This is a genomic window from Bibersteinia trehalosi USDA-ARS-USMARC-188, assembly GCF_000521725.1.
GTDB classification, from domain to species: domain Bacteria; phylum Pseudomonadota; class Gammaproteobacteria; order Enterobacterales; family Pasteurellaceae; genus Bibersteinia; species Bibersteinia trehalosi.
In genome coordinates, this window is sequence record NZ_CP006954.1 from 1,607,416 (window position 1) to 1,619,556 (window position 12,141).

Below are 12,141 nucleotides of genomic sequence, written 5' to 3' on the forward strand. Positions count from 1 at the left end.
TTGCCCACAATGCACCGCTTGCATACAAGCGGTGCATTTTTTTCTGGAAATTACAAAATATGTTGTTGATACCAACTGGCAAGTAACACACCTGCATTTACTGCCACATTTAACCCGCTATGCAATGGGTTGGCAAAAGAGAGCTGCACATTTGTATCTTCACTATATTCAATATCATTTGATACATGCTCAGCCAACACAAACACAGCTTTAGCCGCTAATGTTGTTTTTGCCAATGCTGTTGCCTGTTTTTGTTGAGTTAAATGTACAACCTGATAGCCTGCATTACGTAACTGTGTTAAGGCAATTTGCTTATGCTTGGTTTCTAGTGCATGTACAAACTCTAACCCGCCTTCCGCAACACGTGCCGCTGCACTAGAATTCAGCAGATCATTATTTTCAACCACGATACCTTTCACACCATAAAACGCACAGGTACGAATAATACCGCCAATATTTTGAGCATTATTCACACCATCTAGTAACACAAGGCAATCACGCTGACGAGGAATTTGTAAATAACCCTCTAATGAAAATGGTGTGGCCTTTTTCACTAATAAGCAGATGCCACCATGATGCTCGGTTCCCGTTACTCTTGCCATCTCTTCATTATCAACAACATGATAAGCTTTTTTTTGTTCGGCGAGATAGCTCAACAGTGCTCCAGATTTTTTCGCCATCTCCACCGTTGCCCATAGACGAACAATGGCTTCTGGGCGCTGTTGGAACAGCATCAAACATGCGTTTTCACCAAATACTTTCATCTCAGTTGCACGATTATTACGGATTTTTTCTGGCGCTCGTGGTGAAAGAGGGCCTGTTTTTTTCTCCTTAGCTTGCCCACCTTTTACCGAGATTTGAACCGTGCCATTCCTGCCTACTTTTTGCGCTTGTGCCGGATAAATAGTCGTGGCTTTTTCACGTTTTTCTGGCATTCGCGCAGTTTGTGGGCGTGCTTCAGATTTAAATTTCGGGGTGCGTTTTTCTTCTAGCGTTTTAAAACGGGGGGTATTATTTGAGTTAAATTTATTCATAATTGGATCTTTGTGGAAGGTTAAAGTATCAAACGTAAGTGCCTTTTTTACAAAGCTGCTTGATGCTAGCTGGCTTGGGAGTATAGCAGAAAGAGGGCATTTACTGATAGCTGCTTTTGTAAATTTCTCTGCAAATTTCACTGCTTGTTATTCCCTTATTCTTAAACTTTCTCTATAATTCAGCCCTTTATATCGTTCTTTAAAATCTGGTGGAAATATGAATCCAATGTTAAATATCGCTATTCGTGCAGCACGAAAAGCAGGCAATATTATTGCCAAAGGTTATGAACAAGCCCCGCAAGAAACACAAGTTGTTCAAAAAGGTAAAAATGATTATGTGACTGCGGTTGATAAGGCTGCAGAAGAAGCAATTATTGAAGTGATCCGCAAATCTTATCCTGATCACTCAATCATTGCGGAAGAATCGGGCTTAAATGCTGGTGATAATACTGATGTACAATGGATTATCGATCCACTAGATGGTACAACTAACTTTGTAAAACGCCTGCCTCATTTCTGTGTCTCTATTGCTGTACGTGTGAATGGGCGTACAGAAGTAGGTGTTGTCTATGATCCTATCCGTAACGAGCTCTTTACCGCAGTACGTGGAGAAGGGGCTAAACTCAATGAATTCCGTCTGCGTATTGACACTGAACGCCGTGATTTAAATGGCGCAATTCTAGCAACTGGTTTTCCTTTTAAAGCAACACAATACCGTGCTACGCATTTAAATATGGTTGAGGCACTAATGAATAATGGTGTTGCGGATTTCCGCCGTACTGGCTCTGCTGCCTTAGATTTAGCTTATGTGGCAAGTAATCGTGTCGATGGCTATTTTGAAATTGGCATCAAGCCTTGGGATTGTGCCGCAGGCGATCTCATTGCGCGTGAAGCAGGTGCGCTAGTGACCAATTTTGTTGGTGGCACTGACTATTTAACTTCAGGTAACTTAGTAGCTGGTAGCGGCAGAGTTGTAAAAGAAGTCTTAACCAGCATTCAGCCCGTGCTGACAGAAGATCTAAAATAATTCAACATTGATAATGGGCAACATGCCTATTATCAATTGTCCATTTTCAATTAAAGATAAACCTATGCAAAATACCTACCCAATTCTCAGCCAAATTAATTCGCCAGAAGAGTTGCGTTTACTCAGTAAGGATAAACTTAAACCGCTGTGTGATGAATTACGATCTTACTTGCTTGAATCGGTCAGCCAAACAAGTGGGCATTTAGCTTCAGGGCTAGGTGTAGTGGAATTAACTGTTGCCTTGCATTACGTTTATCAAACACCATTTGATCAGCTCATTTGGGACGTTGGGCACCAAGCCTATCCGCATAAAATTTTAACTGGTCGCCGTGAACAAATGCATACCATTCGCCAAAAAAATGGTTTGCACCCTTTCCCATGGCGTGAAGAAAGCCCTTTTGATGTGCTGAGCGTTGGGCATTCCTCCACGTCAATTAGCGCAGGGCTCGGTATTGCTGTTGGTGCAGAAAAAGAAAATGCAGGGCGTAAAACAGTTTGCGTGATTGGCGATGGTGCTATTACCGCGGGTATGGCATTTGAAGCAATCAACCATGCTGGCTCTTTGCATACCGATATGTTAGTCATTTTAAACGACAATGAAATGTCTATTTCGGAAAATGTTGGCGCACTGAATAATCAGCTTTCTCGCTTATTTACAAGCTCTTTATATAACAATTTAAAAGAAAGTGGCAAAAAACTTCTTTCTGGCTTACCCCCGATCAAAGAGTTTGTCTCGCGTACAGAAGAGCAAGTAAAAGGCTTTGTCTCACCAAGCGCCACAATGTTTGAAACTTTGGGCTTTAACTATATTGGGCCAATTGATGGGCATGATTTAGATGAGCTTGTACATACACTCACCAAAATGCGTAACATGCCAGGCCCACAATTTTTGCATATCAAAACTAAAAAAGGCAAAGGTTATCAGCCTGCAGAGCAAGATCCAATTGGTTTCCACGGCGTGCCTAAGTTTGATCATACTAGCGGTAAACTACCACAATCTAAATCGGCACCAACATACTCAAATATTTTTGGTGATTGGCTGTGTGAAGTAGCATTACATGATGAAAAACTAATTGGTATAACACCAGCCATGCGCGAAGGCTCAGGTATGGTAGAGTTTTCTAAGCGTTTTCCACAGCAATACTTTGATGTAGCCATTGCTGAACAGCATGCGGTTACCTTTGCGGCAGGCTTAGCTATCGCAGGTTATAAACCTGTGGTCGCCATCTATTCAAGTTTCTTACAACGCGCTTATGATCAACTTATTCACGATGTTGCGATTCAAAATCTGCCTGTGATTTTTGCTATTGACCGCGCCGGCATTGTCGGTGCTGATGGACAAACTCACCAAGGCGCATTTGATCTCAGCTTTATGCGCTGTATTCCTAACATGACGATTATGGCACCTAGCGATGAAAATGAAATGCGTCAAATGCTCTATACCGCATATCAAATGAACACCCCTGTTGCAGTACGTTACCCTCGAGGCAATGCTAAAGGCGTAACATTAGAACCTATGCAGTCACTTGCTATCGGTAAAGGGAGAATCGTCCACCAAGGTCAAAAAGTGGCTGTATTGAATTTTGGAGCGCTCTTAGAGAATGCTCAAAGCGTTGCAGAACAATACAATTATACATTGGTGGATATGCGCTTTGTTAAGCCGCTTGATGAAAGCCTTATCTCTGAGCTTGCTGCAAGCCATGAGCTGTTAGTTACGTTGGAAGAAAATGCAATTCAAGGTGGGGCAGGCTCTGCAGTAAATGAATATTTGCAAAAAATTGGTAAAATTAAACCGCTTGTTATGCTGGGTATTCCTGACTATTTTATTCCACAGGCGACCCAAGCAGAAAGTTATGCTGATTTAGGATTAGATGCCGCAGGCATTGCTCAAAAAATTCAAACAGCACTAGAAGCAGTCAATAATGCAAATTAAATGACATGATCTTTAAAACAAATACTCAAGAAAGTGCGATGAAATACTATTCTTTCTCCATTCATTTTCCGACTTTTAAATAGCAATAAAGCCCTTGTAATTTACATTACAAGGGCTTTGTATTTCTAGGTTAATTAACCCATACCATATTTTTTCAATTTTTTGCGTAATGTACCGCGGTTAATACCAAGCATTGCTGCTGCACGGGTTTGGTTACCACGAGTATATTGCATTACCATATCCAACATTGGATGCTCAATTTCACAAAGCACCAACTCATATAACTCAGTTGGATCTTCACCACTTAATTGGGCTAAATAGTTTTTTAATGCTTGTTTTACATTATCACGCAGAGGCTTATTTACTTGTTGAGCCTGTGCGTTCAACATTGATACTGTCAATGGGTTTTGTGTAGGTTGTTGTTCTAACATTGTTTTCTATCCAACTTAAGATTTTATAAAATCTTCCAATGCATTTAGCTGTTCTTTCGTCGAGTCTAAGGCATTAAAAGTACGTTTAAAATTTGAGTTCGGTTTAAGTTGTTCCGTATACCAACCAACGTGCTTACGCGCGATTCTAAATCCCTTCTCTTCACCATAAAACAGATGAAGATCTTGAATATGTTTTATCATCAGCTGGCATTTTTCTGCAAATGAGAAAGGAACATACTCTCCTTGTGCAAAATAGTCTGCTATTTCTGAAAATAGCCAAGGACGACCATAGCTACCCCGCCCAATCATTACTGCATCTGCACCTGTATAATCTAATACAAAGCGCGCTTTTTCTGGGCTGTCGATATCGCCATTAGCAATAATCGGGATAGATACGGCTTGCTTAACCATGCGAATACTTTCATATTCAGCTTCACCATTAAACAAGCACGCTTTTGTCCGTCCATGAATAGTGAGCGCTTTTACCCCTGCTTGCTCTGCAATTTTTGCAATTTCTAAGCAATTTCGATGCGCTTGATCCCAACCTGTTCGGATTTTTAATGTGACAGGCACATCAACGGCATCTACAACAGCTTCTAAAATCTGTCTAACTAATTCAGGTTCACGCAAAAGGGCAGAGCCTGCCATTTTTTTGTTTACCTTTTTTGCTGGGCAGCCCATATTGATATCAATAATGTCTGCGCCATAGCCCACATTTACTTTAGCTGCCTGTGCCATTTCAGCTGGATCCGAACCGGCAATCTGTACAGCATTAATACCAATTTCATCGTGGTGCGCTAAGCGTAAGCGCGATTTTTCGGTATGCCATACATCAGGATTAGTGGACATCATTTCAGAAAAAGTTAAACCTGCGCCAAGCTGACTACACAGCCGCCGAAATGGCTGATCAGTAATGCCTGCCATTGGCGCAAGGCAAATACGGTTTTTTATTTCATACTGCCCGATACGCATACAGCTCCATTGGCGATTTTTAATACAAATTTAACTCATCGAAGTCCCAAATAAAAAGTACGGCTAAAAACCGTACTTCTTCACTATTCCGCCTCATCAGAAAGCGCGAAAATGATTATTCTGCGTTCTGAATCAAGGGCGCGTATAATACGCATTTTTTCACTGTTTGAAAAGTCTATTTTTCAAGCAATTTCTATTTTTTGTAAAAATTTTCTCAAATTAGACCGCTTGTTAGCTTATAAATGCGTCTCTCGGCTTTTATACCATAATTTGCTTAGTACATTTTCAACGCTACTCTCGACCTGTTCACCAACTCGCTGAGCAAGCTTTTTCTTGCGTTGATATTTAATTTCAATAACATCATACGTTGCTATCGCATTGAGAATAAAATCATCGCTCGTATTGATTTCATCAACTAAATTTAGTGCCAAGGCTTGTTGTCCAAACCAATGTTCACCTGTTGCAATTTTTTCAATCTCAAGTTGTGGCCGATGTTCAATAACAAACGTCTTAAACAGAGCGTGAGTCTCTTCCAATTCTTGTTGAAACTTCTGTTTACCTTTCTCTGTATTTTCGCCAACCAAGGTCACCGTGCGTTTATATTCCCCTGCAGTCATCACATCAACATCAATATCATGTTTTTTCAGCAAACGATGAATATTCGGCACTTGGGCGACAACCCCAACAGACCCAATAATTGCAAATGGTGCAGCTACAATTTTATCTGCAACACATGCCATCATGTAGCCGCCACTGGCAGCCACTTTATCTACAGCAATAGTCAAAGGAATTTGTTTTTTCTTCAAACGCTGTAATTGTGATGCCGCTAAGCCATAACCATGCACCACGCCACCAGGGCTTTCTAATTTGAGTAATACACTGTCTTTGGCTGGATTTGCCACACTAAGCACCGCATCAATCTCTTTACGTAAGCTTGCAACATTGCTGGCATGTAGATCCCCATGAAAATTAAGTACAAACAGACGCGATTTTGTATCTTCTGCCAGCTCTAGCCCCTCTTTTAAGCGTTTTTTCTCGGCCTTAGCTTTTTCTTTAGCCGCTTTTTTCTCCAATTTTTCTTGGTGTTTTAATTCAGCTTCACTTAAAAAACTGTGTTTTAACGCTTTTTCTTGCTCAGCAAATTTTTCCGTCAAATTTGTTAATGTAATGGTGCCGTTTTCAGGCTGTTTGCGAGCGTCTAAAATCATCATAACAACAACGGCAATCACACCAAACACCGTTAATAACTCAAGCAAAAAAATGCCATAATTAAGCAAAATTTCTTTCCACATTTACGTGCTCCTTTAATCAATATCCCATTTCAATTGGCAATTCAGCCCGAACCCAACCCTCAAAGCCACCTTTTACGCTATAGACTTGCTCATACCCTTGCTCAATTAAAAATTGAGCAGTTCCACGACTACTTACACCATGATAACAAAGCACAATCACTGGTTCTTCATAATCGTATTCATCCATAAAGGCACCATAGCTATGATTAGTTAGATGAAAAGCACCTTGAGGTCGGCTATGACTAAATCGAATTGCATCACGAATATCGGCAAGCACCGTATTATCACGTTGCATCATTTCCCATGCCTGCTGAGGTGTAATTTCAATAAATGTTTCTTCCATAAATAATTTCTTTTAACGATTTCTTAACTCTAAGGTGGCGAAATATAGCATTTCAAACAGAATTGTAAACACTCGTTTCCATTAAGAATGGTTGAAATTTTTACACATCCCTATATAATGCGAACAATTTTCAAATGCGCACATGGGCGTGCTGAAACACCAAACTACGGTGCTTTCAACACGTCCATGATTTGCTTTTCTATTTTTCAATAAGGAACAATTTATGGATCAACTCTTTCAATTTTTACAAAGCTACATTGACTATATTATTCTTGGATTACTCGCCATCATGAGCATTATTTTGTTTGCCAAAGTGATCGAACGCGTGCTGTTTTATAAAAAAGTGGACGCTAAACAATATCAAACATTAGAAGAGCTTGAAATTGATTTGACCCATAACTTAACCACAATCTCAACCATTGGTTCTAATGCGCCTTATATTGGCTTACTCGGTACTGTTATCGGTATTCTTTTAACCTTCTACGAATTAGGACACGCGGGCGGAGATATTGATGCTGCATCAATTATGGTGCACTTATCTCTTGCCTTAAAAGCAACAGCTGTGGGTATTTTAGTCGCTATTCCAGCTATGATGTTCTATAACGGTTTCGGTCGTAAAGTGGAAGAAAACAAACTGAAATGGCAAGCAAATAAAGCTCGTCAATAATGGAGTTTGCCATGAAAAAGTTTGATGAAATCAATATTATCCCTTTTATCGATATTATGCTGGTGCTACTAGCCATTGTACTGATTACGGCTTCCTTTATTTCACAAGGAAAAATCCAAGTCAATGTACCAAAGGCTAGCACCACCCAAGCAATAAAATCCGATGATATGGCTAAATTACTCACCATTACGGCAGATAATGAGTTTTTTTATAATGATAAACCTATTACAAAAGAGTTATTAGCATCAGAAATTGCCACTTGGGATAAAAGTCTCAAAGTGACATTAAAAGTAGATTCTGCTGTTGCTTTTGAAAAATTTGTTGAAATCACAGATCTACTTTCTAGTCATGAAATCAAAAATGTTGCTATCGTAACCCAGAAAGAGAGTGCGAAATAAGCCATGCCAAATAAATCTAACTCCCGAATTGGTTTGCTCGGCTCGTTAGCTATCCACAGCTTAATTTTTGGAGGAGTATGGGCAGCCGTACAACACACAAAACCGATGTTACAAGAAGAGGTTACAAGTATTTCAATTGAGCTTATTGCCTCAAGATTGGAACAAGAGCAAGTTGCTGTCGCACCAGAATCAGATAATGTTGTTCCTGAACCTACTCCTGAACCAGAAAAGGTCGTTGAGCCAGAGCCTGAGCCGGTGGAAGAGCCTGAGGCTATCCCTGTAGTTAAACCTGAGTCAAAACCAAAAGAAAAACCGAAAGAGAAGCCAAAGCCAAAAGAAAAACCGAAGGAAAAACCTAAAACTGAGCCTAAGAAGGTAGTAAAAGCGCTCGAAACAGGTAAAGAAGCCAAACAGGGTGTGGTCGCTAAAGCAATACCAAATGCATTTCAAGGTAAGAAAAACCAAGCAGGCATTCAGGATGGCGCTGAACTTGGTAATAACACTAAAGTAAACCAAGCAGGCTTGCCAAATGGCAATACGACTCAACCGGGGCAATATAAAATTGCCAATGGCAATGAACATAGTACTTATCGAGCACTATTGCTAAGATCCTTGCAACAACGTGCGAATAGTAGTTACCCTGTGCGCGAAAAAATGATGCGTAAAATGGGAGTAGTTGTTCTCAATTTCTCACTGTCTGCCAATGGGCAAATTAGCAATGTTCAGGTAACAAAATCTTCAGGGAATCAAAACTTAGATAATGCCGCTGTAAAAGCTGCCCAAAATACCAAACCGCCCGCACCGCCGGCGGGGTTCCCTAATGCGATTTCTGTCCCTGTCAGATTTACCATTCAATAATTATAAACCCTTAGCAACATACCATTGCTAAGGGTTTATTTCTTTTCAAGCTATCCAAACGCGCTTGTCTAATAGATCGTGACTACCTTTTTAATCCCACACTGTTTGCTGAAAAGGGCAAGATTATTAACCTGTTCAACACTTGGTACAAAAGGCTTAAGTCCATTTTCATCGCGCACTCCTTTTGTATGCACCCGAATTATTTTCAATAATACATCTGGATAAGGTTTTAGCAAAACAGCGACTTTTTCAATTAGCTGATAAGCATCATAAAACTGATTAAGATAAACTAAACGCACCTCTTCAATCTTTCCAAGCGGTAACAATTTAGATAAATTTTGCAAATTGCGTGCCAGATTTTCTGGTTTCATATGATTTTTCACCGGTATCATCTGACTTGGTACTTTACCTGCTTGGTTTTTTCGATCAAAACAAAGCGCTTGCAATCCTTCTCCATCGCCTTTTAAATCAAATAAAAACTTATCCGTCACTTCAATCAATGGTGCAATCATCTCATATTCAAAAAAGCCACTACTATCTAGATAACAAGTTAAACCCTGTTGATGAAGTGTTTTAAATAACGGAATTAGCTTTTTATAGTGAATCGTGGGCTCACCACCGGAAATTGTCACTCCTCGAATAAAAGGTACAGATTCCATTATCTGTTCATACAGATATTGTAAACTCACTAATTTTGCGGCATCGGTATAGCGAGGGATCGTTTCCGGATTATGGCAATACAAACAATTCAGCTTGCAACCTTGTAAAAAAATACTGGTGCGATTCCCTCGCCCTTCTACATTGGAAAAAGGAATAATCCGATGCAGTGGCACAAAAATCTCTGAAAGCGCCATAGTAAACTTATACCGCATTCACATTATCATGATCACGCAGTTGGCGATCGAATACGTTGGCACAATCATCTGTTCCAGAGCCATACCACGTCGTGTCACGCAATACTGCTTCGCCATTCCGATAGCGTTCAACTTCACTTTTTTTCACTAAATAGCCCGTTACCCTAATCAGATCGGTATTTTTTAGGTATGTTGTAATATAGCGATATCCCTGTGTAAAAGCCCCATCAATAATATCAACGACAGCATCTAGGTGCTCTGTATAGGTTTGGTCGAAAGCAAATAAATCTCCCGTTCCAGCAGGAAAATATTTATGAAACGGTGCAGATTGTTTTAAATGTGCTAACAAGGTTGGCTCTTCTCCCACTCGAATACGATGGGCGGGTGTATTCAGCTTGTCTTCTGGATGATTATTAGCGCCAACTTGCGCATGCAATAAATATTGATTGTTCGTTCGCTCAACATATAGCCCTATATGCGCATTATTTACTTTTGCTAATTGATCCATAATCAAGGTCGCAATTTCATCCCCTCGCTGACTTTGTCCAAAGGTTTCATTCAGTCCTTCTTGCTTAAGAAGATGATTAACTGCATCGGCAAGCCCAACAATAGCCAGCATACTAGTAAAGTTTTTTCGCTGGATAAAGCCTTCTTTCACAAGAAAACTACTCTCAAAGAAATGGCTTTCTTCCACTAAAAACTTATGTCGCTTATCCATAGTAGAAAGCGCAAATTTAGCCACTTTTGGTAGCAGTTCATTTACCATTTCATCAACAGTGGTGCAAGCCCGCCCTATCGTACCTAATCGCAACCGAGTTAATGTATAAGCGCCACCGCATTCAGGTAATGCATTATAACAGCTTGCAATACCATACTCTTCGCCTAAATCTTGAATGTAGTAAGCATCATTTGCAAAGGATGGCTTGGAAACCAATAAACAAGCTTTCGCCGCGAGTTCTGCAAATTCCCGTGACGTTTTGGTTTTGTCATAACGAATAGTCATATTCGGTGTTGTATTCTCAAGCTCTATCACGGCTTTTAAAATTAAACGACCGGCTTTGGTGTCGTAAGGTCCGATATTGGCGTGGCAGAAGGAATCAGAAATAGTTTTATCAATATGATTTAAGAAGCGCTTGATTTTAATATAATCTTGCTCTTCATCGGTAATAAAAGGCTCAAGTAATTGATCTAAACGTCCGATATAAACAGGGAAAGTAGTGATAGAAGGTACGTGTGAGTAGATTATTAATAAGCCATCTAAGGCTTCGTCTAGGTCAGTAGGTGGTGGTAAATCTAAGAATTGGCAACCTTTTTGCATATACACATTATAATCAGGCAAAATATAACGTGGTCGGTAAATGGCATAACCTTCATTAAGATCACAAATCATCTGATTTTCAATATAGTGCCACTCTTCTTCTGTATAGCCTAATAATTCAATTGGATGAAATAGTCGTTCTGCAATATTACCAATGCTCATCAATTTCTGTTGATAAGTCAAATTTTTCGCTTTTACAACATCAAGAATATCTTGTAATACCGCTTGCATAGTATTCTCCTTAGTTTATGATTTTCAGAAAAGAAGAATTGTAGCCAAGCTGTTAGGAAATTAATGTGAATTAGATCACATTTTCTATTTACAATCTTTTGATTTTTAACTCATGCTAACAAGCGGTCTATTTCATCAAAAAATTTGCAAAAATAAAGAGCAAACAGCTAGCTGTTTGCTCTCACTTCTTATGCTTCGCTAGTCAATTACTGCGCACGAATAACTACACGGCGGTTCGGTTTTAAGCAATCTTTTAATGCTTGACCAGTTTCGCCTTTACATGCTTTAACTTGGTTAGCTTTACCTTTACCAATCGCTTTAATATTTGCTTTCACGCCTTGCGCTTGTAAATACGCTTTTGCCGTGTTTGCACGCTCTTGAGAAAGTTTCAAGTTATATTGTGCAGAACCTAAACGGTCGGTATAACCTGTAATTGATACATTTTTTGCACCATTTGCTTTAATTTCTTTAGCAACATTATTTAATACAGATTTGCCTTTTGCAGTGAGATTTGATTTATCAAAATCAAATAAGAAATCACCACTTAAGACAAATTCTTTTGCTTTAGCCGGCGCAGGTGCTGCTGGTGCAACTGCTGGCGCAGGAGCAACGGCCGGAGCTGGAGCATCATAATTAATACTTTTTGCGGTAAAACAACCAGCTAAAAGTAAAGTTGCCACTGAAACAGTACTTAATTTAAAGATGTTTTTCATCATGTTAAAAATCCTTCAAAAATAAACTCAGAAGATAAATGTTTTCTTGCAAAAACATGTTAATCCTAAG

The 12,141-nt window shown here is 39.6% G+C and carries 13 protein-coding genes; 5 read left to right on the forward strand and 8 right to left on the reverse strand.

What is annotated here, in order from left to right:
- Positions 1-50: 50 nt before the first annotated feature.
- Complete coding sequence (locus F542_RS07350) at positions 51-1,037, reverse strand: TrmH family RNA methyltransferase (RefSeq protein WP_025267206.1); 987 nt, start codon at positions 1,035-1,037, stop codon at positions 51-53.
- Between the two features lie 214 nt (positions 1,038-1,251).
- Here F542_RS07350 and suhB point away from each other — a divergent pair, with 214 nt between their 5' ends.
- On the forward strand, positions 1,252-2,061 hold the full coding sequence (gene suhB, locus F542_RS07355) for an inositol-1-monophosphatase (protein WP_015432133.1): 810 nt from the start codon (positions 1,252-1,254) through the stop codon (positions 2,059-2,061).
- Positions 2,062-2,125: 64 nt separating this feature from the next.
- Positions 2,126-3,994 carry a 1-deoxy-D-xylulose-5-phosphate synthase gene (gene dxs, locus F542_RS07360; protein WP_025267207.1) on the forward strand — a complete coding sequence of 623 codons (1,869 nt, stop codon included), beginning with the start codon at positions 2,126-2,128 and terminating at the stop codon, positions 3,992-3,994.
- Positions 3,995-4,128: 134 nt separating this feature from the next.
- Here dxs and fis read toward each other — a convergent pair whose 3' ends face one another.
- From fis to glpE, 4 genes are all read right to left on the reverse strand, one after another.
- Positions 4,129-4,425 (reverse strand): DNA-binding transcriptional regulator Fis, encoded by a 297-nt coding sequence (fis, locus tag F542_RS07365; protein WP_015432131.1) that lies wholly within the window; start codon positions 4,423-4,425, stop codon positions 4,129-4,131.
- Between the two features lie 15 nt (positions 4,426-4,440).
- Positions 4,441-5,397 carry a tRNA dihydrouridine synthase DusB gene (dusB, locus tag F542_RS07370; RefSeq protein WP_015432130.1) on the reverse strand — a complete coding sequence of 319 codons (957 nt, stop codon included), beginning with the start codon at positions 5,395-5,397 and terminating at the stop codon, positions 4,441-4,443.
- Between the two features lie 236 nt (positions 5,398-5,633).
- Positions 5,634-6,689, reverse strand: a complete 1,056-nt coding sequence (sohB, locus tag F542_RS07375; protein ID WP_015432129.1) for a protease SohB — start codon at positions 6,687-6,689, stop codon at positions 5,634-5,636.
- A gap of 16 nt (positions 6,690-6,705) precedes the next feature.
- Entirely contained in the window at positions 6,706-7,032 is a 327-nt protein-coding gene (gene glpE, locus F542_RS07380; RefSeq protein ID WP_025267208.1) for a thiosulfate sulfurtransferase GlpE, read from the reverse strand.
- Between the two features lie 223 nt (positions 7,033-7,255).
- Here glpE and exbB point away from each other — a divergent pair, with 223 nt between their 5' ends.
- The 3 genes from exbB to F542_RS07395 are packed head-to-tail and all read left to right on the forward strand — an operon-like array spanning position 7,256 to position 8,955.
- On the forward strand, positions 7,256-7,699 hold the full coding sequence (gene exbB, locus F542_RS07385; protein WP_015432127.1) for a TonB-system energizer ExbB: 444 nt from the start codon (positions 7,256-7,258) through the stop codon (positions 7,697-7,699).
- An 11-nt stretch (positions 7,700-7,710) separates the two neighbouring features.
- Entirely contained in the window at positions 7,711-8,097 is a 387-nt protein-coding gene (gene exbD / locus F542_RS07390) for a TonB system transport protein ExbD (protein ID WP_025267209.1), read from the forward strand.
- 3 nt (positions 8,098-8,100) lie between these two features.
- Positions 8,101-8,955 (forward strand): cell envelope integrity protein TolA, encoded by an 855-nt coding sequence (locus F542_RS07395; RefSeq protein ID WP_025267210.1) that lies wholly within the window; start codon positions 8,101-8,103, stop codon positions 8,953-8,955.
- A 68-nt stretch (positions 8,956-9,023) separates the two neighbouring features.
- On the opposite strand, the gene F542_RS07400 is transcribed toward F542_RS07395, so the two are convergent.
- From F542_RS07400 to F542_RS07410, 3 genes are all read right to left on the reverse strand, one after another.
- A complete protein-coding gene (locus tag F542_RS07400) occupies positions 9,024-9,809 on the reverse strand; it encodes a 4Fe-4S cluster-binding domain-containing protein (protein ID WP_025267211.1) in 786 nt (261 codons plus the stop codon).
- Positions 9,810-9,816: 7 nt separating this feature from the next.
- Positions 9,817-11,358 carry a YjjI family glycine radical enzyme gene (locus F542_RS07405; RefSeq protein WP_025267212.1) on the reverse strand — a complete coding sequence of 514 codons (1,542 nt, stop codon included), beginning with the start codon at positions 11,356-11,358 and terminating at the stop codon, positions 9,817-9,819.
- A gap of 206 nt (positions 11,359-11,564) precedes the next feature.
- A complete protein-coding gene (locus F542_RS07410) occupies positions 11,565-12,074 on the reverse strand; it encodes an OmpA family protein (protein WP_015432122.1) in 510 nt (169 codons plus the stop codon).
- Positions 12,075-12,141 lie beyond the last annotated feature (67 nt).